Annotated in this window: 21 protein-coding genes; 10 read left to right on the forward strand and 11 right to left on the reverse strand. The window is 63.5% G+C overall.

Annotated elements, in window-relative coordinates:
* Positions 1-3: 3 nt before the first annotated feature.
* The 5 genes from ptsG (at position 4) to VSR82_RS11945 (ending at position 7604) form a co-directional block, all read left to right on the forward strand.
* On the forward strand, positions 4-1797 hold the full coding sequence (ptsG, locus tag VSR82_RS11925; RefSeq protein ID WP_368582020.1) for a PTS glucose transporter subunit IIBC: 1794 nt from the start codon (positions 4-6) through the stop codon (positions 1795-1797).
* Positions 1798-1822: 25 nt separating this feature from the next.
* The gene (locus tag VSR82_RS11930) at positions 1823-3412 is read left to right on the forward strand and encodes an aspartate:alanine exchanger family transporter (protein ID WP_410850396.1); all 1590 of its coding nucleotides are present in this window, start codon (positions 1823-1825) and stop codon (positions 3410-3412) included.
* A 111-nt stretch (positions 3413-3523) separates the two neighbouring features.
* A complete protein-coding gene (locus VSR82_RS11935; RefSeq protein ID WP_429456826.1) occupies positions 3524-4828 on the forward strand; it encodes a c-type cytochrome in 1305 nt (434 codons plus the stop codon).
* A complete protein-coding gene (locus VSR82_RS11940; RefSeq protein WP_368582023.1) occupies positions 4825-5307 on the forward strand; it encodes a (2Fe-2S)-binding protein in 483 nt (160 codons plus the stop codon). Before VSR82_RS11935 ends, VSR82_RS11940 begins: the two co-directional genes overlap by 4 nt.
* Positions 5304-7604, forward strand: coding sequence for a xanthine dehydrogenase family protein molybdopterin-binding subunit (locus VSR82_RS11945; RefSeq protein ID WP_429456824.1), 2301 nt, complete (start codon positions 5304-5306; stop codon positions 7602-7604). The genes VSR82_RS11940 and VSR82_RS11945 overlap by 4 nt, the downstream gene beginning before the upstream one ends.
* A 62-nt stretch (positions 7605-7666) precedes the next feature.
* On the opposite strand, the gene VSR82_RS11950 is transcribed toward VSR82_RS11945, so the two are convergent.
* Positions 7667-8140 carry a carboxypeptidase regulatory-like domain-containing protein gene (locus VSR82_RS11950; RefSeq protein ID WP_176120497.1) on the reverse strand — a complete coding sequence of 158 codons (474 nt, stop codon included), beginning with the start codon at positions 8138-8140 and terminating at the stop codon, positions 7667-7669.
* Positions 8141-8546: 406 nt separating this feature from the next.
* Between VSR82_RS11950 and VSR82_RS11955 the strand changes: the two genes are divergently transcribed.
* Complete coding sequence (locus VSR82_RS11955; RefSeq protein WP_429456822.1) at positions 8547-9557, forward strand: dienelactone hydrolase family protein; 1011 nt, start codon at positions 8547-8549, stop codon at positions 9555-9557.
* A gap of 112 nt (positions 9558-9669) precedes the next feature.
* Here VSR82_RS11955 and VSR82_RS11960 read toward each other — a convergent pair whose 3' ends face one another.
* The 3 genes from VSR82_RS11960 to VSR82_RS11970 are packed head-to-tail and all read right to left on the reverse strand — an operon-like array spanning position 9670 to position 12514.
* Complete coding sequence (locus VSR82_RS11960; protein WP_410850400.1) at positions 9670-10674, reverse strand: substrate-binding domain-containing protein; 1005 nt, start codon at positions 10672-10674, stop codon at positions 9670-9672.
* A gap of 29 nt (positions 10675-10703) precedes the next feature.
* Positions 10704-11744 (reverse strand): ABC transporter permease, encoded by a 1041-nt coding sequence (locus tag VSR82_RS11965; RefSeq protein ID WP_368582027.1) that lies wholly within the window; start codon positions 11742-11744, stop codon positions 10704-10706.
* The gene (locus VSR82_RS11970; RefSeq protein ID WP_368582028.1) at positions 11741-12514 is read right to left on the reverse strand and encodes an ATP-binding cassette domain-containing protein; all 774 of its coding nucleotides are present in this window, start codon (positions 12512-12514) and stop codon (positions 11741-11743) included. The genes VSR82_RS11965 and VSR82_RS11970 overlap by 4 nt, the downstream gene beginning before the upstream one ends.
* Before the next feature lie 313 nt (positions 12515-12827).
* Between VSR82_RS11970 and VSR82_RS11975 the strand changes: the two genes are divergently transcribed.
* The 3 genes from VSR82_RS11975 (at position 12828) to VSR82_RS11985 (ending at position 14846) form a co-directional block, all read left to right on the forward strand.
* Positions 12828-13013 (forward strand): hypothetical protein, encoded by a 186-nt coding sequence (locus VSR82_RS11975; protein ID WP_368582029.1) that lies wholly within the window; start codon positions 12828-12830, stop codon positions 13011-13013.
* A 181-nt stretch (positions 13014-13194) separates the two neighbouring features.
* Positions 13195-13647 carry a universal stress protein gene (locus VSR82_RS11980; RefSeq protein ID WP_368582030.1) on the forward strand — a complete coding sequence of 151 codons (453 nt, stop codon included), beginning with the start codon at positions 13195-13197 and terminating at the stop codon, positions 13645-13647.
* A gap of 53 nt (positions 13648-13700) precedes the next feature.
* Positions 13701-14846, forward strand: coding sequence for an alpha-hydroxy acid oxidase (locus VSR82_RS11985; RefSeq protein WP_429456817.1), 1146 nt, complete (start codon positions 13701-13703; stop codon positions 14844-14846).
* Positions 14847-15095: 249 nt separating this feature from the next.
* On the opposite strand, the gene VSR82_RS11990 is transcribed toward VSR82_RS11985, so the two are convergent.
* The 3 genes from VSR82_RS11990 to VSR82_RS12000 all read right to left on the reverse strand — a co-directional run bounded on the left by VSR82_RS11990 (position 15096) and on the right by VSR82_RS12000 (position 17748).
* The gene (locus tag VSR82_RS11990; protein WP_429456815.1) at positions 15096-15299 is read right to left on the reverse strand and encodes a DUF2970 domain-containing protein; all 204 of its coding nucleotides are present in this window, start codon (positions 15297-15299) and stop codon (positions 15096-15098) included.
* A gap of 209 nt (positions 15300-15508) precedes the next feature.
* Positions 15509-15961, reverse strand: coding sequence for a DUF934 domain-containing protein (locus tag VSR82_RS11995; RefSeq protein ID WP_429456813.1), 453 nt, complete (start codon positions 15959-15961; stop codon positions 15509-15511).
* Entirely contained in the window at positions 15958-17748 is a 1791-nt protein-coding gene (locus VSR82_RS12000) for a nitrite/sulfite reductase (protein WP_368582035.1), read from the reverse strand. Before VSR82_RS12000 ends, VSR82_RS11995 begins: the two co-directional genes overlap by 4 nt.
* A gap of 512 nt (positions 17749-18260) precedes the next feature.
* Between VSR82_RS12000 and VSR82_RS12005 the strand changes: the two genes are divergently transcribed.
* Positions 18261-19667, forward strand: a complete 1407-nt coding sequence (locus tag VSR82_RS12005) for an aminotransferase-like domain-containing protein (RefSeq protein WP_429457765.1) — start codon at positions 18261-18263, stop codon at positions 19665-19667.
* 27 nt (positions 19668-19694) lie between these two features.
* Here VSR82_RS12005 and VSR82_RS12010 read toward each other — a convergent pair whose 3' ends face one another.
* From VSR82_RS12010 to VSR82_RS12025, 4 genes are all read right to left on the reverse strand, one after another.
* Positions 19695-20468: an ABC transporter permease gene (locus tag VSR82_RS12010; protein WP_410850406.1), complete on the reverse strand. Its 774-nt coding sequence runs from the start codon at positions 20466-20468 to the stop codon at positions 19695-19697.
* A 64-nt stretch (positions 20469-20532) separates the two neighbouring features.
* Positions 20533-21723: an ABC transporter substrate-binding protein gene (locus VSR82_RS12015; protein WP_498857709.1), complete on the reverse strand. Its 1191-nt coding sequence runs from the start codon at positions 21721-21723 to the stop codon at positions 20533-20535.
* A 12-nt stretch (positions 21724-21735) separates the two neighbouring features.
* Positions 21736-22521 (reverse strand): ABC transporter ATP-binding protein, encoded by a 786-nt coding sequence (locus VSR82_RS12020; RefSeq protein WP_429456805.1) that lies wholly within the window; start codon positions 22519-22521, stop codon positions 21736-21738.
* Positions 22521-23618: an acyl-CoA dehydrogenase family protein gene (locus VSR82_RS12025; protein WP_429456803.1), complete on the reverse strand. Its 1098-nt coding sequence runs from the start codon at positions 23616-23618 to the stop codon at positions 22521-22523. The genes VSR82_RS12020 and VSR82_RS12025 overlap by 1 nt, the downstream gene beginning before the upstream one ends.
* Positions 23619-23632: the final 14 nt, after the last annotated feature.

Genomic DNA, 23632 nt, shown 5'->3' on the forward strand with positions numbered 1-23632 from the left:
GCCATGTTCTCGCATGCGTTTGGAGTCTTGCAGAAGATCGGCAAATCGCTGATGCTGCCCGTCGCCGTGCTGCCGGTGGCCGGCCTGCTGCTCGGTCTCGGCGCCACCGACTTCCACGGCTACGTGCCGACCGTCGTGCTCGCGCTGATGAAGAACGCGGGCGACGTGATCTTCGCGAACCTGCCGCTAATCTTCGCGATCGGCGTCGCGCTCGGCTTCACCGAGAACGATGGCGTGTCGGGCATCGCCGCAACGATCGGGTATCTGGTGATGACGGCCACGTTGGGTGTGATCGCGAAGATAGAGGGCATCGAAACCGACACGATCATGGGCATACCGTCGATCCAGACCGGCGTGTTCGGCGGCATCCTCGCCGGTGGTCTTGCGGCCTGGATGTTCAACCGCTACTACCGGATCACGTTGCCGCCGTATCTCGGCTTCTTCGCCGGCAAGCGCTTCGTGCCCATCGTGACCGCGATCGGCTCGATCGTGCTCGGCGCGATCCTGTCCTTCGTGTGGCCGCCAATAGGCAGCGCAATCAAAGCCTTTTCACACTGGGCAGCGGTTTCTGACCCGCGCACCGCCGCGACGGTCTACGGTTTCGTCGAACGTCTGCTGATTCCATTCGGTCTGCATCACATCTGGAACGTGCCATTCTTCTTCGAAATGGGCAGCTTCGTCGACCCGACCACCGGCAAGGAGGTTCACGGCGACATCACCCGCTATTTCGCGGGCGATCCCACCGCCGGGATTCTTGCGGGCGCGTTCCTGTTCAAGATGTTCGGCCTGCCGGCCGCCGCGATCGCGATCTGGCATTGCGCGAAGCCGGAGAAGAAGGTCGCTGTTGGCGGCATGATGGTTTCGGCCGCGCTGACTTCTTTCCTCACCGGCATCACCGAGCCGATCGAATTCGCGTTCCTGTTCGTCGCGCCGGTGCTGTACCTGATTCACGCATGCCTCGCGGCGTCGGCACAGTTCGTGGCGAACACCCTGGGCATGCGCATGGGCTTCACGTTCTCGCAAGGCGGCATCGATTTTCTGATGTTCAACCTGATCGGCGGGAAGGCCACGCACGCCTGGTACGTTTTCATTCTCGGTCCAATTTACGCGGTGATCTATTACGGCGTGTTCCGCTTCGTCATCACGCGCTTCAACCTCAAGACACCTGGCCGCGAGGACGATACGGCAGATACCGTGGCTGTCGCCGCGAGCGGCACGGGCGGACGCTCGCGCGAACTCGTGCTCGCCTTTGGCGGCCGCTCCAATATCACCAGTCTCGACGCTTGCATCACGCGGCTGCGCATCTCCGTGAAGGACCCGGCGCGCGTCGACGAACACAAGCTCAAAGCGCTCGGTGCGGCGGGTGTGGTGCGCGTGGGCAACGGCGTGCAGGCGATCTTCGGGCCGTTGTCGGAGAACATGAAAACCGACATGCAGGACTATCTGAAGACAGCGGGCGCCGAAGCGGATCTGCCAGCGGAAGGCGCGGCCGATGCGCAAGGCGCGGCAGCGGCGACTGCCGCGGCTCCAGCGGCCGTGGCCGCCTCGGCGCAACACTCGCCGCAGGAAACGGAGCGCGCGGAAAAGATTCGTGCGGCGCTGGGCGGCGCGGCCAACATTGTGAAGCTCGATGCGCTGGCGGCCACGCGGTTGCGTGTCGAGCTATCGGATGCGTCGCGCATCGACGCGGCCGGCTTGAAAGCGGCGGGCGTGCTCGCCACGCAAGCGTTGAAGAACGGTGCAGTCGATCTGATCGTAGGTCTCGGCTCGGGCAACCTCGCAGGCGCAATGCGATAGGAGCGACGCGTACATGGGGGACGGCATGGAAGCAGTCAGAACTTTCCTCGAAACTCAGCCGCTGCTCGCGCTTTTTCTGACCATTGCGCTCGGCTACCTGGTCGGAGAAATCACTATCAAGGGCGTGGCTCTGGGCTCGGGGGCCGTGCTGTTCGTCGGATTGGGGCTCGGCGCATTCGCGCCGAAATCCGCGCCGCCAGCGTTGCTGGGCACGCTCGGTCTGCTGCTGTTTCTGTATGGCATCGGCATTCAGTACGGCGCGCAATTCTTTCGCGGACTCACCAGCCGGGACGGCATGAAGGCCAACGCGGCCGCATGTGTGGGCGTGATCGCTTCGGGTCTGGTGGCGTGCGCCCTGATCCACTTCGGCATCACACTCGCCGATGCGCTCGGCATGTTCGCGGGCAGCGGCACCAGCACGGCGAGCCTGCAGGTTGCCATCGCATCGATGAAAAGCAGCAACGCCGCCGTGGCTTATAGCGTCACCTATCCGTTCGGCGTGGCCGGACCGATCCTGTTCCTCTATGTGCTGAACGCAGCCCTCAAAGCCAAAATACCGAAGCCGACCGCGAAGGTGCTGGAGACCGCTGAAATCGCGCTGCGCAATGCCAGTCTCTTCGGTCTCACGCTGGCGGAGCTTTCGAGCCGCTTGCCTGCCGGCGTGGTGATCGCGGCCGTGCGGCGAGCGCATCACAATCAGCTGCCCAGCGACGACTTCACGCTGCGCGCCGACGACGTGCTCCTCGCGACCGCCACCGAGCGCCGCCCACTCGACGAAGCCACCGCGCTATGCGGCGAGCTGCAGCCCGGGCGTATCTCGAGTCATCGGGAAGACCTGGACTATCTGCGCGTGTTCGCATCGAGTCCGTCGGTGGTCGGCACGGCGCTCGGCAATTTGCGCTTTCCGGATGGCGTGACCTGCGCGGTCGCGCACGTGCGGCGCGGCGACGCCGATCTGCTGTCGACGCCGGACCTCATCCTCGAAGCGGGCGACCGCGTCGGCCTGCTCGTCAGTAACGCGCATCGCGCGAGGGTCCGCGCGTTCTTCGGCGATTCGATCAAGGGCACGGCCGAGCTGAGTTTCATCTGTCTGGGCATCGGCGCGGCAGCGGGGCTGCTGGTCGGCGCGATCCCGTTGCGCGCGCCCGGTCTCGGCGCGTTCAGCCTGGGTCTCGCGGCGTTGCTACTGGTCGCGCTGTGCCTCGGCAAGGTGCGCCGCAGCGGACCTTTCGTGTGGGTGATGCCGCTCTCCGCCAATCTCGTGCTGCGCAATATCGGGCTGACGATTTTTCTCGCCCAGGTAGGCCTGTCTTGCGGACCGAAGTTCGTTGCGACCGTTGGCACCGCCGGACCGCTGCTGCTGCTTTATGGCGTGATCACGCTGCTGGTGCTCGTCGGCGTCACGGCTGTGTGCTGCCTGTGGATCTTCAGACTGTCTTTCGATACGTCGGTCGGCGTGATCTGCGGCGCGACCGGCAATCCCGCGATTCTCGCCTTCGCCAACCGCATCGCGCCGACGGATCAGCCCGACGTCATGTACGCGATGATTTTTCCGTCGATGACCATCGTCAAGGTGCTGTTCGTGCAGATCGCTATCGCGGTCGCTGCTGGCTAGACGAAGCCGCTATCGCGACCCGCCGCTGTCGGGAACGCCGCTTGCGTGACTCGCAGACGCGCGATGCATTCCGCAACGACGATGCGCGGACGGTTCGGCGATGGAGGCCAGATGAAAGGACGGGTGGCAAGTGCGGGCGTGGCCGTTGTTCTGGTCGCCCTCATGGCCGCGTACGGCCCCACTGCGCATGCGCGGGAGCCCGCGCCCGGCGACGTCACCACGCCCATCGCGGCCGACAGCGATACGGCGGCCGCGGCGCGCGGCGCGAAGCTCGCGGCCATTGGCAATTGCGTCACGTGCCACACCGCGACGGACGGCCAGCCCCTCGCGGGCGGACTGCCGCTGAAAACTCCTTTTGGCATCGTTTACTCGACCAACATCACCCCGGACAACGAAACCGGCATCGGAGGCTGGACGCTCGACGCGTTCGAACGTGCGATGCGGCGCGGCGTGTCCAGCGACGGACATCTGCTCTACCCCGCGTTCCCGTATCCGCACTTCACGCACCTGAGCGATGCCGATATCGGCTCGCTGTATGCATGGCTGATGAGCCGTGCTCCCGTCAAAGCGCCTGCGCCGCATAACGAGCTGATCTTCCCGCTCGGCTTCAGGCCCCTCATAGCCGTGTGGAATCTTTTTTACCTGCATACCGGTAGCGAAGCCGCACCGTCGCCGAGCGAAGCGCCGGACCTCGCACGCGGGCGTTACCTGGTCGAAAGCCTCGGTCATTGCGGTGCATGCCACACGCCGCTCGACCACCTCGGCGCAGAGCGTCGCGACCATGCGCTGCAAGGCGGCACGATCGACGGATGGGACGCGCCCGCGCTGACGGACCTCGCTTCACGCCCGACGCCCTGGACGCAGGCACAACTCGTCGGGTATCTGCGCACGGGCCTCGCCAGCGCCCATGGCGCGGCAGCCGGTCCGATGCGCCCCGTCACGCGCACGCTCGCCGACGCATCCGCCTCCGACGTAGAGGCGATAGCCGCGTATCTGCTGGCGTTGCCATCCGATGGGCGAGGCGTGCCGGAGCATCCGGTCGCCTCCCCCTCCGCTACCTCCATGCCCGTGTCCCCCGCGCCCGGCGGCGGCGCGAATCTGTTCGCCGCGGCCTGCGCATCGTGCCATGCCGAAGGCGCGCCGATGTCGAACGGGGGCGCTCTACCGTCCCTGTCTCTTTCCACGGCCGTCAACGCCGACAGCCCTCGCAACATGGTCCGTTTCATCCTCGATGGCATCGACTGGCACGAAAGCGATAGCGCGCCCTTCATGCCATCATTTGCCAACACCTTCACGGATGAGCAGATAGCGGAGCTCGCCAACTACACGCGCGAACGCTTCACCGCACGCGACGCGTGGCCCACGCTCGACGCCCGCGCAGTCGCGCAATTTCGCAAGGACGGCTTGCCACGATGATCACACTCAACGTCAACGGCGTCAGTCATGCGGTCGATGTCGATCCGTCCACGCCGCTGCTCTACGTGCTGCGCAACGAATTGCAACTCGACGGCGCGAAGTTCGGCTGCGGTCTCGGTCAATGCGGCTCATGCACGGTCAGCGTCGGCGGCGAACCGGTGTTCTCGTGCCTGATGCCGGTCGTGGCCGTGGGTGAGCGGCCAGTGCGAACCGTCGAAGGCCTCGGCAGCGCGCAACATCCGGGACCACTTCAGCAAGCCTTCATCGACGAGCAGGCCGCGCAATGCGGCTATTGCATCGCCGGCATGATCATGCGAGCGCAAACGCTGCTGGACCGGGTCCCGCACCCAACCGATGAACAGATCCGCCGCTACATGCAGCCGAACCTGTGCCGCTGCGGCACGCACATGCGCATTCTCGCGGCGATCCGGCAAGTCGCGAGCGGTTCGCCGCGTACGGGCCAGGGAGCGCAATCGTGAGCGACGGCCGCCCATTCTCCGCCGCCCACGGCAGCGGCCCGGATGACGCTGCGCGGCGCCGCTTCCTCGTTGGCGGCTCGCTGATGGTGAGCTTCGCGATCGCGCCGGCCATGGCCGCGCTCGCGCAAACCACCACCGAAGCGGGCACCTTCAACGCGAGCGACCCGAAGCTGCCGGGCAGTCTCAAGACCACGCCGTTGCTCGATGCGTGGATCAAGGTCGCCCCCGACGGCCACGTGAGCGTATTCACGGGCAAAGCGGAGCTTGGCACGGGCATTCGCACCGCATTGCTGCAGGTCGCCGCGGAAGAGCTGGACCTCGCGCCTCATGCGATCGAACTGATCACCGCCGACACCACCAGAACGCCGAACGAAGGCTACACCGCCGGCAGTCACACGATGGCCGACAGCGGCACCGCGATCCTCAACGCCGCGGCTCAGGTGCGCGCGCTGCTGGTCGCGAGCGCGGCCTCACAGTTGGGCCTTGACGCGGCGACCCTGACAACACGCGACGGCGCCATCATTGCCGCCGACGGAAGACGCGTGAGCTATGGCGAAGCCGTGAAACACGCGGACCTCCATCAGAACGCCCAGGCCGACGCGCCGAGAAAGCCGCCAACGGCCTACGCGCTGATTGGCCATATGCTGCCGCGCGTCGATATCCCGGGCAAGGTGACGGGCGGCGCGAGCTATGTCCAGGACCTGCGGCTGCCCGGCATGCTGCATGCCCGCGTCGTGCGGCCGCCGTCTTATGGCGCGAGCCTCGTTGCATTCGATAGCGGGCGCGTCGAGGCGCTGCCAGGGGTCGTCAAGGTCGTGCGCAACGGCAACTACCTCGCAGTGGCCGCCGACGACGAATGGCGCGCGATCCTCGCGATGCGTGAGCTTGCGCTCGCCGCGCAGTGGCGCTCGGGGCCGCCGCTGCCGGATCCGGCGAACGTCCACGCGTTGCTGATGAGTCTGCCCGCACAGGAAATCGCGGTGGCCGATCACGGCGCGGCGACCGGCGCGGCCGCACCGATGGCGACGCTGCGGGCGCGCTATTCGAGGCCGTATCTGACGCATGGCTCGATTGGGCCATCGTGCGCGGTCGCGCAACTCGACAACGGTGTGATGACCGTTTGGACGCACACGCAAGGCGTCTATCCGCTGCATGCCGGTATCGCCGAAATGCTCGCGATGCCGCCCGGCAAGGTGCGCTGCGTGCATGTGGAAGGTTCGGGCTGCTACGGACACAACGGCGCGGACGATGTCGCGGCCGACGCCGCCCTCATCGCACGCGAGTTGCCTGGCCGCCCGGTGCGCGTGCAATTGATGCGCGAACAGGAACACATGTGGGAACCGTTCGGCCCGGCCATGACAGTCGACGCGAAGGCAACGCTCGATGCGGCAGGCATGATTGCCGACTGGCGTTACGAGCTATGGAGCAATACGCATAACAACCGCATCGAGAATGCCGGCCGCCTGCTGCCCGCGCAGCTCCTTGCGCAGCCGTTCACCCCCGCGCCGCCGAAGCCGATTCCGATGCCGGAAGGCGGAGGCGACCGCAACAGCATTCCGCTTTACCGCGTGCCCAACCTGCACGTGCAGCATCATTTCGTGCCCACGATGCCGATCCGCGTCTCCGCGATGCGTTCGCTCGGCGCGCATATGAACGTGTTCGCGATCGAGAGCTTCATCGACGAGCTCGCCCGAGCCGCGCACGCCGACCCGGTTGCGTTTCGCCTCAAACATCTCGATGATCCGCGCGCCCATGCCGTGATTCGCGCGGTAGCCGATCAATTCGGCTGGCATGCCCGCAGCGCGCTAACGGGCGACGCTAGCCCGCGCTCACACGGCACCGGCTTTGCGTTTGCCCAATACAAGAACCTGATGGCCTACCTTGCCGTCGCGATGGATGTGACGGTGCTGCGCGATACCGGCGAGCTCAGCATCGAGCGCGTCGTCGCGGCCGTCGATTGCGGACAGATCGTGAATCCGGACGGCGTGCGCAATCAGATCGAAGGCGGCATTTTGCAAACCATGAGCTGGACGCTCTATGAAGAAACTCGATTCGATCCGCAACGCATCACGAGCTATGACTGGAGCACTTATCCGATCATGCGCTTCTCGTCCGTACCCAAACGCGTGGACGTGCTGTTGATCGACCGGCCGGGCTTGCCATTCCTGGGTGTCGGAGAAGCGGCGCAAGGCCCGGCCGCCGCGGCGCTCGCGAACGCGATCGACGACGCGACTGGTGTGCGGATTCGCGACTTGCCGTTGCTCGGGGCGAACGGCAAGAAGATGCTCAAGGCATGAGGCTTTCGCGTTAGCAAACGAACGCGCCGCGCGCGAGCTTCGGCGCGGCGCCGGGACCGCGCTTAGTGGCCGCCGGATGGGAACGAGAAAGTGGCGCGCGCGCTGCCATTGCCGCGGACGTTCACCGTCTGCTTCCTGGTCACGCCGCTGTATGTGGCGCTGATCGTATAGCGCCCTTGAGGCAGCCGCACGAGCATGTACGGCCCCTTCGACGTGGCCTCGAACACGGAAGCGCCGCCTTTGGCGATCTGCACCTGGACGTCGGCCACATAGCTCGCACCGGGTCCCGTGAACTGCAGAGACAGCGGCCACTGCCTGCGTGCCTGCCGCAGCGCGGTCGACTCGTCGCGACCAACTCCGCCGGTCACGAACGATATGTCGCCCTGCTGCTGCGTCGGTGGCATGCCGGTCCTGTGGATCTCGCTGGCGCTCTGCGGAGCAGCCGTCTGCGCCACTGCTACGCCTGCCTGCACCAGGGTGAACGCCGCGGCGAGCAGGGTCGACGCGATCCGGGGAGCGTTTCGTTGCATTTTCATCGTGACTGCTCCTTACAGTGTTGCCGACTGCCGGTTAGAGTGCGTGCCCGGTTCGTCGGGTGGAAGAACGCTTGCACCAGGTTGGAAACGCATCGCGCGCCGGGGGCCGGCCACGAGCGAGGGCACCTCACGACCACGGTCAGCAGCGGACTTATCACGAATAATACGACATAGGGCGCGTAGCAGAGTGTCGGCACGCCGATGAGTCACCGCCATGCACACCGCGCAACTGCTCCATGGCGTCGGTCAGCAATGTTTGAGCCAGTCCCCCGGACCAGAACTTATAAGACATTCTTCAGAACGTCGGGGCTAGGTGTCGCCTCGATCTTGAGAAGCCCATTCGATCGTCTATGTTCGAAGAGACGTTATTGGGCCGACGCGCCGTTGCGGACAGGAGGATGTCGCCATGTCATTACTCGCGCAATCCGGTGCTGGACTGCGGCATCTATGTCTAGTCACATCGATAACCGTGGCGGCGGCCTTTTCTACTTCGATCGCTGCGCAGGTAGTGCGGACCGAGGTTCTACCGCTGCAGTCGGTCACGCTCACCGACGAGCAGTTCCTCGGCGGACACGAAGCGGGCAAGCCGGTCACCGTTGCCGGGGTGCTGAGCCTACCCAAGGCGGGTTCGGATCGTCTTCCTGCGATCGTCATGCTTCATCCGTCGGGAGGCATCAACAGCGGTATCACCGACTGGCAGCAGGAGTTCCTGGCGATGGGCGTCGCCACGTTCGTGGTCGACAGTTTCGCGGGGCGCGGTATCGTCAGCACGCTCAACGACCAGGGGCAAGTGGGCCGGCTCGTGCAGCTCGAGGACGCGTATCGCGCACTCGACCTGCTCCAGAAGCATCCAAGAATCGATCCGGAGCGGGTGATACTGATGGGCGAATCACGCGGCGGACAACCAGCGTTATACGCCGACCTCAAACGGTTTCAACAATTGCATGGCCCCACTTCCGGCAAGGGCTTCGCCGGGTACATCGCGTTTTATCCGAACTGCAATACGACCTTCAGAGCCGATGACGATTTCGACGACAAGCCCGTGCTCGTTTTTCATGGCAGTGCAGATGAATTTGCTCCTGTCGCATCATGCCGCGCATACGTCGAAAGACTGCGAGCCAAGGGAAAAGACATCAAGTTCATCGAGTACTCGGGGGCCCAGCATATGTTCGACTGGAAAGCCGCGGCGAAGCCCATCGTTCTCGCCAAGGCGCAGACCATAAGAAGCTGTCAACTGAGCGAAGCACAGAACGGCCAGATCATGGACGCAGCGACGGGCCAGCTTTTTACTTACAGCGATCCCTGCGTCGGGTATGGAGCGACCCTCGCGTACGACGAAAAGGCCGCAGTCGATGCCAGGAAGACCGTGCGCGAATTCGTGACGGGCACGCTCAAACTTGGCGCACCCGCTCCGTGACCCGGAAGGCCGGTTCGTTTGCGAACCTGCTGTCAAAGTCGTGCAGACATCCCCCGAACGCCTGGAGGCCTGACTGCCGGCGCTCTAGCCATTCCATTCGCATCGCTCGTTCTTAGCGGATGCCGCGCTTGATCAGCGGAATCAGCGAGTCGATCGTCGCCGGTGTCTGCACACCTGCGCCGGTGTTGATGGTCAGTCCCGCGAAATGATAAGCAGCCGAGAGCACGCACTGCGTGACTGGCAGGAAGCCCTGCAGATAAAGCTGCTGGTCGAGCGTCGCAGTGAGGTACTTGTTCTGCAACCCGGAAATCGTGGCGGGCGCCAGATCGATGCCGCCCACGATGATTTGCCCCGGCTTCTTGCCAGCCTGCTGGAGCGCCTGCGGAATGAACCCGGTCACACCGCCGTGCTGCGTGCCGATCGCCTTCAGATCAGGGTGCGCCTGGATAAAGGCGACCAGGATCGGCACGGCGAGCGATGAATCGGCATCCACCTGCGGTGAGATGTTGAGCCTCGTCACCTTCACACCGGCCTTTTCCAGCGTCTCGGAAAGGCCACGGTCGGACTGGCTGCGCACACTCTCGTTGAAGACACCGTATTCGAGCGCCTCGTCGCCCTTCTTGAGTCCGGCGTTGAGCATCGCCTGAGCAGTGATCTGCCCGCCGATATAGAGTTCGACGCCGGCGTAGCCAAAGCCCTTCGCGTCGTAGAGCTTCTGGTTTTCGGGCAGCGGCGTATTGCCGACGGTAACGATGATGCCCTGGTCTACCGCTTGTTTGATCAGTGGTGCGAAGGCTGGATCGCCCGGATGGCCCATGATGCCGATACACGTCGGATGCGCCGCCATCGCCTGGCGAAACTGCGCAAGCATCGTCTCCGGACTCCAGGCCGAGAACTGCTCGATCACCTTGATGCCTAGCGCATGTCCCGCGTCCGCAGCGCCGGTCTGACGTGGCAGCGTCGCGCCGTCGCCGGGGTTTCCGCCCATCTGCATATACATCGTCATACCGGCGCCGAGCGGCCCCGTCGTGGTCGGCTCGGTGGCACCGGCGGTTGGCGCGAGGCCGAACGCAACAACGCTCGCGCCCAGTAGCAATCCCGTCATGATCTTGATCATTTCCGCTCCTATCTCCTGATTTAACGGCTTTATCTCCCGCCAAACCTGAGTTTTTCGCGCAACACACGCAGCCTGGCAGGGTTCTCGACCAACAGATGCAGGATCACGGCGACGATGAACACCACTCCTTCGATCGCCTGTACCCAGAAGCCGGCGATACCTGTCGCAACGATTCCCGCCTCCAGCATGCCAATCACGAAAGTGCCGAAGAACGTACCCACGATCGTCGCCGTGCCGCCGAACACCGAGGTTCCGCCGATGAACACGCCGGCCAGCGCCGGCAGCAGGTAGCCTTGCCCCTGGGTCGAGAAGTAGTTCAAGTTCTCGAGCGTGAGCAGCACCGTTGCGAAACCGGCCAGCACACCCATTAGCGTGAACAGTTTCACCGTCTCACGCGGCACATTGATGCCCACGACCTTCGCCACGTTGCGGTTGTCTCCGATGAACAGCACGTGCTCGCCGAAACGGTGGCGATTGAGGATGAACCACATGAATATGGCGAGCCCGAGCGCCCAGAGCGCTTGCATCGGGACCAGATCGAACAGCGTGCCCGCGAATACTGCATAGGCCGAACCGCTGGCGAGTTGCTGTAGCGCATTCGAAAGGCCGCCGGAAAGTATCGAAGCGACCCCGGCCCAGAGGAACTGTGTGCCGATTGTCACGATGATCGACGGCACGCCGACCACCGCGACCAACACCCCGTTCACCACGCCGACCAGCGCGCCGCCAGCCAACGCCGCAATAACGGCAAGCCAGGCCGAACCGGTGGTGTTCACGCACCAGGCGAACAGGAAGCCCGCGAATGCCATCACCGACGGGAACGAAAGATCGATCTCCCCAGCCGCAATCACCAGAGTCAGCCCGATCGCCAACACCACCAGCGGCGGAACGGTGGTCAGGAAGGAGAAGTAGATTGGCCAGCCCAGAAAGACCCGCGGTGCGGTCGCCATGAAAAGGCCGACCACCAACGCAAACACGACCACGCTCGGCAAACCTTCCAGGCGAGCAAAACCGGGCAGGCGAAAAAGCACTAACCGCGCCGGCCGTTTTTCTTTAATCGGATCGCTCACGTCCGTGTCCCCGCAACCGGCCCCGGCCCGTGCCCGCTCTGCTGCAGCGAAATCAGGAACCGGGTGAGTTCCTCGAGGCTCATCTCACCGGACTTGAATTCCGCGACGATCCGGCCACGATCGAGCACGACCAGTCGATCGGCGAGCTCGTGCACATGGGCAAGGTTATGTTCGATGTAGATGCAAGCGCGGCCGGAATCCTTGATCGAGCGCACGAAGTCGAGAACCTTGCGCACCTCGCTGATGGCGAGCGCCACCGTTGGTTCATCGAGAATGATCAGATCGCTTTCGAAATACATTGCGCGTCCGATCGCGATGCCCTGGCGCTCGCCACCGGAGAGTTTCGCAATCAACGAATCCGCGTCGATTCCCACGCCGCGGAAACCGAGCTGGTGCTTCAAGATTTCGTTGGCGATGCGCCGTTGTTCGGCAACGTTGATGAAACCGAACCGGTTGGTGATTTGCCGGCCGACAAAAAAGTTACGCCATAGCGGCTGCTTCTCGCCCAGCGATTTTTCCTGATAGACCGTTTCGAAGCGCAAACGGTGCGCCTCGCGCACGGAAAAGCGGCTCCAGTCGACCTCCTCGTCCCGGATGAAAAGCTTGCCCGTGCTCGGCCGCACGACACCGGTCAGCACCTTGATGAGCGTCGATTTACCCGCGCCGTTGTCACCGATCAGGCCGACGATCTCGTTGCGCCCAATGGCGAGGTCGATGCCGGACAGCGCGCGTATCTTCCCGTAGGACAGGCTGATGCCCTGCGCGCGCACGATATGTCGCCAGGCGCTCGTAGCGCGCGCGGCATCGCTCGCCGTCACGCTACGCCCCAGCTCGAAGAAACCACAGTGATGTTGTGTACGACGATAGCCATAAAACCTTCCTTTTGCTTATCGATCGCCGCATCAACTTACATTGAGACTGTCTATGCAATTCAGCAAGATTTAAAGTCTAGTTCAAGAATCGCCCGACGGTGGCTAGAAAATGCCGGCGGGCGTGACAGCGCGGGCGTCACAGCGTCTATCACTCAAACCGGCCAGGGGACTATCATGAGAGAAGCTGCATTCATCAGCGCAGGAGCACATCATGACCTCCAGTCCATCCGCTGAGCCGACCGGCACCTCTCGCGACCCCGCGCAAACTTCCGCCGGCACGACTGGCCATCCCGATCCGAAGGGCTCGCAAAAACCGGCCCCAGACGACCTTCCTAACGCGGACGCGGCAGAGCCCGAGCCTCACGAGCATCTCCCGTCCAGAAGCGACGACAACTGATTCAACACCACAGGTGCCGACGCCGTCCGCGTGACGATCCGCGCGGCAGGTTCGCGAGTGGATCGCACGTGCTTTCGCGCCGACGCCGCGAAGTCGGGGAGAGCTCGCGGTTCACGCAAACGGCCCGATGGATTTCGTCATACGAAGTCGCGACCCGGTGTGAACCGCACAGGAGCAGATCATGCAGAACGTGCTGGTAGGTTATGACGGGTCGGCATCCGCGCAATATGCCGTGACTTTCGCGGCCGATCTGGCCAAGCGTTTCGACGCGCGCTTGCATGTGCTCGTCGTCGCGCGCACGCCGGACTGGGGTGCGATCGAAGTCGAGCGAAAAAATCTGATCGAGCTGGAAGTGCGCCATGCCAACGAGATCCTCGACGACGTCAAGGCGAAGCTCGCCGCTTCGAACGGAGCCGTGGAGTTCGATCTCGTGGTCGGGCCGCCGGCGAAAGAGATCGTGCTGTACGCGGAGCGGCATGCTATCGACCATCTCGTGGTGGGACATCGCGGACATACGCCGTTCGATCGCTGGCTGATCGGTTCGGTCGCCCGCCAGGTGCTCGCCTACGCGCCGTGCGCGGTCACCATCGTGCGCGATCCGGCGACCATGAAAAAAACGCGGCATGAGAACTGATCGTCCCTGAAATTTGGCCGTCCAGCAGGCCAAATCGGCGGCTACCTCGCAATATGCAAATAAGCGATTGCCATAACTTTCACGACTTCCGTGAACTGGCACGGCTCAGACTGCCGGGCCCGATCTTTAACTACATCGATGGCGCCGCCGACGACGAAGTGACCTATCGCCGGAACACCGCGAGCTTCCAGCAATGTGACCTGGTACCCAATGTGTTGCGGGGAGTCGGTGACGTGGATCTCTCGGTGCACGTGCTCGGCCAGCGGCTGGCGATGCCTGTGTATTGTTCCCCGACCGCACTGCAACGCCTTTTCCACCATGAAGGCGAACGCGCAGTGGCCGCTGCGGCGTCGAAGTACGGAACGATGTTCGGCGTTTCTTCGCTCGGCACGGTCAGCATGGAAGAGTTACGCAAAGCGTTCCCGACACCGCAGGTGTACCAGTTCTACTTCCATAAGGACCGCGGTTTAAACCGTGCAATGATGCAACGCGCCAAAGAGACTGGCATCGATGTGATGATGCTGACGGTCGACAGCATCACTGGCGGAAACCGCGAGCGCGATCTGCGTACAGGCTTCACCATCCCTTTCAGACTCACCTTGGGCGGTATGCTCCAATTCGCTCTGAAGCCGAAATGGGTTCTGAACTACGTCACGCATGAGCGCTTTTCCATGCCGCAATTGGAGACCCACGTCGACTTTGGCGGCGGTGCGATGTCGATTGGCCGCTACTTCACGGAAATGTTGGACCCTTCGATGAATTGGGACGACGTTGCCGAGATGGTCCGTGACTGGGACGGCCAGTTTTGCCTGAAGGGCGTGATGTCTGTCGAGGACGCGAAGCGTGCGGCCGCAATTGGCTGTACCGGCATCGTGCTGTCCAATCATGGCGGCAGGCAGCTAGATGGATCGAGAGCCGCGTTCGATCAGCTTGCGGAGGTTGTGGATGCCGTGGGTGACAAGCTGGACGTCATCATGGATGGAGGAGTGCAACGCGGAACACATGTTCTGAAGGCTCTGGCTCTAGGGGCCAAAGCCGTTGGCGTCGGACGTTACTATTTGTTCCCGCTGGCAGCGGCTGGGCAGGCTGGCGTCGAGCGGGCACTGGCCTTGATGAAAACAGAATTAGAGCGGGGCATGAAATTGATGGGATGTAGCTCGGTCAGCGAGCTCTCTCGCGAAAGTCTTCGCTTTCGATAATTGCGACGGATTAGTCATCTTTCAGAGGACGCTGCCGATACGAGAAGATTGAGTCGAACACGGCATCAACATTGATGAGTTCGCCGATCATGTCACCGGCACGCAATTATTCTTGAAGAAATGGCGCTGCGAGATCCGAAGCCAGGGTTTTCGCCTACACTGCTGTGCCGACGAAAGAGAACGGGGCGCACAATAATTGAAATGGCGCCCGTGAATCGCCCAATCGAGTCACCACCTCCGTTCTGCCGCTTAGAAACCCTGAGCGGTTATCGCAGGGTGTGTGACAAGCAATACGACACCCAGAATGCAGCCGCCGATGAGGGCAGCCAGCCCAATTGCCACGAACGGCAGCCAGCTAAAGTTGACATGGGCGAAGTCGGCTTCGTGGGCGGTTCGATTGCGCACTCCGAAGAAACTCCACAGAACGATGCGCGCCATCCGGATGAGTTCCATCACTTCCTCCTGTTCGTTTGATCGCGTTGACTAATGTTCATGCTTCTCACGGATTCAGAACAGCAGCAGTTGTGATCAATTTGAGGAATGCAGCCGGGGCTGGCCGACTCTGACACTTCAGCACAGGTATTCACGCGCCGGCATCGCCGCAGTTTTACTTCTGGCGATGCGGTGAGCAAATCGCAGCGATATACCTGCTGCGGCCGCGCTCAGGCTTTTTCTTCGTGCGATACCGGCAAAATGGACGCAGCCGACGCGACACCTGTACCTGTCGCGCCATACGGTGCCTCGCGCACAACATCGCCCTGATAAAACCCGGTGAAGCGTTCGAGTTGACGCTGCGCGTCTTGCACGGCGACGGTTTCGTCCAGTACCGCGCTTGAAAAGCCCATGCGCTCCATCTGCATCAGTTGATCGACCAGTACCTCGCCCGTCGCCCGCAAGTCTCCATTGAAGCCGAGCCGGCGGCGCACGAGGTACGCCTGCGAGTACGCGCGTCCATCGGTGAAGGTGGGGAAATGCAACTCGACGCGCGCGGCGGCTGAAATATCGGCCGCATGCGCGAGCGGATCGGCATCGTTAGGCAAAGCGAGTACGGGCGCCGCTGCATCGGCGGCATGGTCGTGCGCGGCGAGCAGGCGAATGCGTGCCGGGGTCTTCATACGCGCTCCTGTGCCGTGGCGCGAACCGCGTCCGCGGCAGCCTTGAATGGATCGAGTCCGACCCGGCGCACGGTTTCGATGAAAGTCTCGCGACGTTCGCCGCGCCGCTCGCGCAACGCCACATAGCGGCCGAGCACCGCGTCGACGACATCGGTCACTTCATGTGACGCGAACGACGGGCCGATGACCTTGCCGGAGCGGGCGTCGCCGCTGCGCGCGGAGCCATCCGCGCCGCCGAGCGTGACCTGATACCACTCCGCGCCATCCTTGTCGACGCCAAGAATGCCGATATGTCCGCTGTGATGATGGCCGCACGAATTGATACAGCCGCTGATATGCAGATCGACCTCGCCAATGTCGTTCAATTCGTCGAGGTCCTGATAGCGCTCCATGATGCTCTGTGCGATCGGCAACGAGCGGGCGTTGGCGAGCGCGCAGAAGTCGCCGCCAGGGCAGGAAATCATATCGGTGAGCAGATGCACGTTGGCGCTTGCGAGCTGCACCGCGACCGCCGCGTGCCAGAGCGCGAGCAGGTCGTCGACGTGGACCCACGGCAGCACGATGTTCTGCGTGTGCGTGACGCGCGCTTCTCCCGACGAAAAGCGGTCCACGAGATCCGCCACGCGTTCGAGCTGCTCGGCCGATGCATCGCCGGGCGCCTGCAATGGTCGCTTGAACGACAGCGTGACGATGCGCATGGACGGGTCCTTGTGCGGCGCGACGTTGCGCTCCAGCCAGCGCTGCAATTGCGGCGTCTGCCGCGCAGCGGCTTGCAGCGCGGCAGCAGCGGCCGGGTCGGCGGCTCGGCGCTCGGCCGCTGCCGGCGGCACGACGAAATACGTGCTGATGCGGTCGAACTCGGCTTGAGGAATCGTGTGCGGACCGCCGTCGTGATCCACGATCTGCCGGAACTCTTCCTCTACTTCGTCGATGAAGCGCTGGCCTTCGGCCTTCACGAGGATCTTGATACGCGCCTTGTATTTGTTGTCGCGCCGTCCGAACTGGTTGTACACGCGGACCACGGCCTCGATGTAATTCATGATGTGCCGCCACGGCAGAAACTCGCGCAACACAGTGCCGATGACCGGCGTGCGGCCCATGCCCCCGCCCACCGATACGCGAAAGCCCAGCTCGCCATTTTGGTCGCGCACGAGGCGCAGTCCCACGTCGTGCCATCCGGTCGCCGCGCGGTCCTCCTTAGCGCCGGTGATCGCGATCTTGAACTTGCGCGGCAGAAACGCGAACTCGGGATGCAGCGTGGTCCACTGGCGCATGATTTCGGCGAAGGGCCGCGGGTCGGCGATCTCGTCCGGTGCCACACCTGCCCGCTCATCGCATGAAATGTTGCGGATGCAGTTGCCGCTGGTCTGAATGCCGTGCATGTTGACCGTGGCGAGGAGGTCCATCACGTCGGCGGCTTTCGACAGCGGTATCCAGTTGAATTGAACATTGGTGCGTGTCGTGAAGTGCGCTTGATTGGTAGGCAAGCGCACGGTGCCGAGCTTGCGCTGAGCCTCCATTGCCTGCCGGTACACCTCTGCTTCGGGCTCGTCGTATTCGCGTGCAATACGCGCGAGCACGCGAAGCTGGGCGCTGGAGAGCTCGCCATACGGAACCGCGACACGCAGCATCGGCGCGTGCCGCTGGACGTACCAGCCGTTTTGCAGGCGCAGCGGGCGAAACGCATCCTCGCTCAGCCTGCCGTCTTGCCAGCGTTCGATCTGATCGCGAAACTGGGCCGCGCGGCTTTGCACGAAGGCTTTGTCGAATTCGTTGTAGCGGTACATAGTGCGGAAATGGCGGACGTGTGGTCCACACGGAACAAGGAAAATATCGCGCCGCAGTAGCCGCCTCAAGCAGCAGATGGCGCTTAATGGAGCGCAGCAGCTCTCGCCCCGCACTGATTCAGCGAGGGTCGGCTGGAGGGCGCTTGCGGGTCGATCGTGCGTCCCGATGGCCTGGGCAAGACGTCGCATTCCTTCTCCGATCTGATCGGCCGTCGCACTCGCGAACGATAGGCGAAGATGCACGCTGCCATATAGCCGCCCCGAGGCTCTCAGGTGATCATCGTGAATACAGCCAAAGCCCGACCTTCCCCGAATCGTCTGCGACTGTCCGCTGCGGTGAGGGGGAGAGTCCAGACTGTGACAACGGCGACGGGCATCAGCATCTGGCAGGCGGCCGCGCCGGTTTCGAGCCATACTGTGCGCCGACAAGCTCGCCGAACGTTCACATCTCCAGACATCACATGACGTCCAACGCCGAGCAACATGCGACAAACATTCCAACAAAGTCCAACATGACCCGCTACGAGGCACTCGCCACCACGATCGCTGAAGAGATCCGAGCCGGCCATATTCCGATCGGCTCTCGCCTTCCATCCCTGCGCTATATCATCGCGCAGCATGGCGTCAGTCAGTCGACCGTTCTGCGTGCGTACTATCTGCTCGAGGAGTGGGGGCTCATTCGTGCCGAGGAGCGTTCCGGTTTTTACGTCACACCGGGTGCGGGAGTCCAGCAAGCGGTTTCCATGCAGGCGGCAACACTCGCGGAGTCCGCGAAGGTAGACATTTCGGATCTCGTCTTTTCAGTGCTCGATGCGGCAAAGCATCCTGGCATCGTGCCGCTTGGCTCCGCTTTTCCTTCCCCTCTGCTGTTTCCGTCCGCCAGGCTCCTCAAGTCGCTGGCACAGGGCACGCGCTCGCTGAGCCCGTGGAGTACCGTCGCGGACCTGCCACCGGGCAATGACCACCTGCGTCGCCAGATCGTGCTGCGCTACGTCGGCACGGGCCTCTCCGTGGCAACCGAGGAAATCGTCGTGACAAACGGCGCTCTGGAAGCGCTCAATCTCTGTCTGATGGCGGTGACGCGCCCGGGCGACGTCATCGCGGTCGAGTCGCCTGGCTTTTACGCCGCATTGCAGGCCATCGAGCGGCTCGACCTGCGCGCGGTCGAGATTCCCGTCGATCCGGTCACCGGACTGGACCTCGACGCACTCGCGGTCGCGCTCGATAAGCATCCGATCCGCGCCTGCTGGTTCATGACGAACTTCCAGAATCCGACCGGCGTTACGCTCTCGGTGGAGAAAAAGAAAGCGCTCGTCGATCTACTGGCCAAGCGCGAAATACCGCTGATCGAAGATGACGTCTATCAGGAGCTTCACTTCAGTCGTGATCGGCCGCTGCCGGCGAAGGCCTTCGACACCAAGGGCCTCGTCATGCACTGCAGTTCTTTCTCGAAGACGCTCGCGCCCGGCTACCGGATCGGCTGGGTAGCGGCTGGCCGATTCGCCGACCGGGTGCAACGGCTCAAGCTGATGACGACGCTGTCGGCCAGCATTCCGGTACAGGCCGGAATTGCCGACTATCTGCAATATGGCGGCTATGACAAGCATTTGCGCAAGCTGCGCAATGCGTTCAAGTCACAGCTAGCGTCAATGGATGCCGCGCTTCGGCGTTCGTTGCCGCGCGACGTGCGATGGACCCTTCCCAACGGGGGCTACTTTCTCTGGCTTCAGTTGCCCAATGCGGTCGATGCGATGGCGCTTCATCGACGCGCCATCGCCCACGGCATCAGTATCGCGCCCGGGCCGATCTTCTCCGCTACCCACTCGTTCGAAAACTGCATCCGTCTGAACTTCGGCCACCCATGGGATACCTCGATCGATGAGGCTGTGCGAGTACTTGCGGACATCCTCAAAAGCTGACCGGCTGTGTGATTCGCGCGCCCCGCTTCAATCCTGGCCCGGCATGCCGCCGACAAACTTCCGCGCCGCGCGCGCGGCGCAGTCCAGTGCAAACCCGAGCGCGCCAATGATCAGAACGACGGCGGTCAAATCGCCGTAGGCGAGGCGGTCCCGTGCATCGAGGACGAGATAACCCAGCCCCGAGCTGACCCCGAGCATTTCGGCCGGCACCAGCACTATCCACAGGATGCCGATTGCGAGCCGCACGCCAGTCAGCACGTGCGAGGCGACACCCGGCACATACACGTGCCACAACATCTCGAGCCTCGTCGCAGCGAGCGACTCGCCTAGCTGCACCCACCGGCGATCGATGTGCGCCACCCCTGCCGCGGTGCTCATCGACAGTGGCCACACGGCCGCGAAGGTCAGCAGGAAATACACAGCGCGATCGCCGATGCCGAGCGACATCACCGCGATGGGCATCCACGACAGCGGCGAGATCATGCGCAGAAACTGCAGCGTCGGTGAGAACGTCGTTTCGAAGCGCTTCGAGCGGCCGAGTGCAAAGCCCAGCGGAACGCCGACGACGAGCGCCCAGCCAAGGCTAACCGCGACGCGGCGCAGACTCGCTGCCACATGCGACAACAGATGCTCGTCGGCGACGAGCCCCGGCAATGCCGCCAGCGCATGCAGCGGTGAAAACTGCGCAACGAAGCCGTCGGCACCGCCAGGCAGTGTCACCGCCGCCCACCAGGCGACGATCGCGATCGCGCCGCCCAGCAGTCCGAGCAGCGCGTTCGGCAGGCGCCGCGAGCGCCGCACTGCCCTGTCCCCGTCGGCGTGACTCGCAGTGCGCGATGAACTCACCGTCCGTGATGAAAGACTACTAGACAATCACAGTCTCCATTCTCTCGAATCCGTCCGGCAAACCGAATGCCTGCATGCCGCCAACCGATGTAATGCTTCGTCTCACGAATCGCTCGTCGACGAGATCCCCCGCGACGAACTTTGGGTCCAGTTGTGCAACGAACGCCTGGTTACCGTCGATCTTTGTCGCCTTGAGCCGCCGCACGAGTTCCTCGGTGTACGACGGATACGGATAGGGCTGAAAATCGATCCGCTTCTGGTGCCAATCGGCGTGAACGATTGCCCGGTCTCCGAGGTAGCGGCCCTCGCCTGCCGCGGACGGCGCCAGCACATCGGTAAGCACCTCCGCCGTATGCGGTGTGTAGTGGTCCGCCCCCGAACGCGAAAGCAGTTGCGCCGCTTCCTGCGGATGCGCGCGCGTCCACAGTTGAGCCTGCACGATCGCATCCACCACCTTCTGCGTCCACTGCGGACGGCCGGTGATATCCCGTTCGTGCATGAACACCACGCAGCAGGCGTGGTTGCGCCACACGTCGCCGGTGAAGCGCAGGACCTTGCCCACCTGCATCTTTTCGGCCGCGGCGTTGAACGGCTCCGCGACGATGAAGCCGCCAATCTGTTTTGCAGCAAGCGCGGGCGGCATATCGGAAGGCGCCATCACGACGAGACGAACTTCATTGCGCTCGAGCGGACCGCTCTTCGTCAGCACGGGCGTCAGGCCATGCGCGCGCAACAGGTCCTGCAACACGATGTTATGAATCGAGTACCAGAACGGCACCGCTACGGTCTTGCCACCAAGATCGTTCACCGTCGAAATGTCCGGCGCGACGGTGAGAGCCGACCCGTTGACGTGATTCCACGCGACGATCTTTGCCGGTGCCTTGGCTCCGTAGCGTGCCCATACCGTCATCGGAGAAAGCAGATGCACCACGTTCACCTGACCTGACAGGAACGCTTCGACGAGCTGAGCCCAACTGCGCAGCAGTACGGGCTTGTCCGCCTGCAAACCGGCAGCGGCGAAATAGCCCTTGTTATGTGCGACGAGCAGCGGCGCGGCATCGGTGATAGGCAGGTAACCGATGCGTACGGGTGCATCGGGTTCGGCGTTCGCACGGGCGTCGAAAGCACTCAGCAACGGTGCCGCGCCAGTCACGGTCAGCATCGCGGCGAGCTTGAGCCAGTCGCGACGGGAAATAGGGTGTTCGCACATTAAACGCATTCCTCAGTCGTTGTGGGAGGAAACGGATGAAGGCACCGAATCGCGTAACGCTTCCAGGATTCGCAGCCGCAACGCGCCGAGCCTCTGCAGATGTTCGACGCGTGGGTAACGGATGTCGATGTCCAGTTCCAGCGCCAGCGTGCCGCGCCGGCCAAGCACCGCCACGCGGTCGGAGACGAGCAGTGCTTCATCGATGTCGTGCGTGACGAGCAGCGTTGCTGCCTGCGTGTCGGCGACAACCTGTTTCAGCAGTTTCTGCATCCCCTCGCGGGTGATTTCATCCAGCGCCCCGAACGGTTCGTCGAGGACCAATACTTTTGGCCGCCGGGCCACGCAGCGCGCCAGAGCCACGCGCTGCGCCATGCCGCCAGACAGCTGTGAAGGCACCAGGTCTCGCGCGTGTGCGAGCCCGACTTCTTCGAGCGCCGCGGCCACACGCGCCCGGCGTTCAGCAGCGGACAACTTCGTCTGTCTCGCGAAGCCCAGTCCGAATGCGACGTTGCGCTCCACCGACAACCAGGGCAGCAGGCAGGGGTCCTGAAAGGCAATGGCCACGTCCGGGCGCGGACCACTGACGGGCTCGCCATCGATCAGGACGGTGCCGCGCGTTGCCGCGGACAGTCCCGCCACGACCCGCAGCAACGACGATTTGCCCGCCCCGCTCGGACCCAGGATCGACACGATCTCGCCGCGTCGCACGCTATACGTCACGCCATCGATAACCCGACGCTGTCCGTAGCTGAGCGCGATGTCGTGGAGTTCCACGTGAGGTGCGACGAACTCGGCCATCATTCGGTCCTGGCATGCAGCGCAAGCTGGTGCTTGAGTTGCACGATGCTCGGCGTGACGATCGGCACGAACGACGCCTCGCGCACGCGACGCGCAACGGCCGACTGCTCGCGCAGATAGCCCTGTCCGCCGCTCGCCTGGACCTCGAGGTTGACGGCCGATGCCACCAGCGACGCCAGCGCAATGCGCAGGCGGAAAAGGTTCGGCGCATCCTCGATATAGGTCTGAGCCGCAATGCCCGTGCATAGCTGGTCCGTCAACCGTGCAAGCTCGTCGGCGAGCTGTTCGGCGTCTGCGGCCAGCGCCAGCCTCGATGCCGGACGGGCCAGCGCCACGGCCGCGAGCGCGCGACGCGCAAGACCAAGCGAAAGACCGCACTGCAATCCAAGGAAGCCGGGACGCACTCGAGTCAGGAACGTACTCGCGTCGGCGGCGATCATCCAGCGTTCGTCGAGCTGTGCGCCCTCGATCTTCAACGCGGCGGTATTGCTCGCGCGCAATGCGATCAGGTCGAGATCGCCGCTTCGCCCAACGCCGGGAAGATCGTGCGGAACCGCGAAAATCGACGGCTTGCCGCTGTCCGCGTGATCGAACGCTGCTGCCACCAGAAATCCCTCGGGACGCAGATTCGTGATCCACGGCAGACTCCCCGACAGCGCCCAGCGACGCGCGCCGGACCCATTGGCTGCAACCGGTTCGGCCCTCATCTGCAACGGCTCCAGCGCGGACAGGTACTTCATTGCGTTCGACAGGCCGGTCGCGCCCGCGACCTCGCCACTCAGCAGTGGCGCGAGCCACGTGTCGCGCAGCCCGGCATTCGGACTGTGCAACAGGTATTCGATAAAGGTCCGATGGCCCCAGAACACGAACGCGGCGCTCAGAGAGTGGGAAGCAACCTGCGCGATCGCTTCGACTGCATCGGTCGCGGCACCACCACGACCGCCGGCATAGGTCGCGGGAACGCCAACGCCGAAAAGTCCGGCAGCGGCAAGCCGCGGCACGATTTCACGTGCGTGCCCCGCGCTCGAGTCGAGCGACTCCGCGTGCGTGTCGAGCCATACGGCAAGATCGGCGGGGACGAAAGAAGCGGTACTCATACTGTTTGCGTCCC

It is taken from the genome of Burkholderia sp. JPY481 (assembly GCF_038900515.1).
Classification (GTDB): domain Bacteria; phylum Pseudomonadota; class Gammaproteobacteria; order Burkholderiales; family Burkholderiaceae; genus Paraburkholderia; species Paraburkholderia youngii.

Excerpts from the sequence above, each read along its gene's own strand:
- VSR82_RS11990 (WP_429456815.1), bottom strand. The coding sequence starts at position 15,299 with ATGGAACTCATCCGGATGGCGCGCATCGTTCTGTGGAGTTTCTTCGGA.
- VSR82_RS12025 (WP_429456803.1), bottom strand. The coding sequence starts at position 23,618 with ATGAGTACCGCTTCTTTCGTCCCCGCCGATCTTGCCGTATGGCTCGAC.
- VSR82_RS11980 (WP_368582030.1), top strand. The coding sequence starts at position 13,195 with ATGCAGAACGTGCTGGTAGGTTATGACGGGTCGGCATCCGCGCAATAT.
- VSR82_RS11950 (WP_176120497.1), bottom strand. The coding sequence starts at position 8,140 with ATGAAAATGCAACGAAACGCTCCCCGGATCGCGTCGACCCTGCTCGCC.
- VSR82_RS11955 (WP_429456822.1), top strand. The coding sequence starts at position 8,547 with ATGTCATTACTCGCGCAATCCGGTGCTGGACTGCGGCATCTATGTCTA.
- VSR82_RS12015 (WP_498857709.1), bottom strand. The coding sequence starts at position 21,723 with ATGTGCGAACACCCTATTTCCCGTCGCGACTGGCTCAAGCTCGCCGCG.
- VSR82_RS11960 (WP_410850400.1), bottom strand. The coding sequence starts at position 10,674 with ATGATCAAGATCATGACGGGATTGCTACTGGGCGCGAGCGTTGTTGCG.
- VSR82_RS11985 (WP_429456817.1), top strand. The coding sequence starts at position 13,701 with ATGCAAATAAGCGATTGCCATAACTTTCACGACTTCCGTGAACTGGCA.
- VSR82_RS11975 (WP_368582029.1), top strand. The coding sequence starts at position 12,828 with ATGACCTCCAGTCCATCCGCTGAGCCGACCGGCACCTCTCGCGACCCC.
- ptsG (WP_368582020.1), top strand. The coding sequence starts at position 4 with ATGTTCTCGCATGCGTTTGGAGTCTTGCAGAAGATCGGCAAATCGCTG.
- VSR82_RS11930 (WP_410850396.1), top strand. The coding sequence starts at position 1,823 with ATGGAAGCAGTCAGAACTTTCCTCGAAACTCAGCCGCTGCTCGCGCTT.
- VSR82_RS12005 (WP_429457765.1), top strand. The coding sequence starts at position 18,261 with ATGACCCGCTACGAGGCACTCGCCACCACGATCGCTGAAGAGATCCGA.
- VSR82_RS11940 (WP_368582023.1), top strand. The coding sequence starts at position 4,825 with ATGATCACACTCAACGTCAACGGCGTCAGTCATGCGGTCGATGTCGAT.
- VSR82_RS11995 (WP_429456813.1), bottom strand. The coding sequence starts at position 15,961 with ATGAAGACCCCGGCACGCATTCGCCTGCTCGCCGCGCACGACCATGCC.
- VSR82_RS11935 (WP_429456826.1), top strand. The coding sequence starts at position 3,524 with ATGAAAGGACGGGTGGCAAGTGCGGGCGTGGCCGTTGTTCTGGTCGCC.
- VSR82_RS12020 (WP_429456805.1), bottom strand. The coding sequence starts at position 22,521 with ATGGCCGAGTTCGTCGCACCTCACGTGGAACTCCACGACATCGCGCTC.
- VSR82_RS12000 (WP_368582035.1), bottom strand. The coding sequence starts at position 17,748 with ATGTACCGCTACAACGAATTCGACAAAGCCTTCGTGCAAAGCCGCGCG.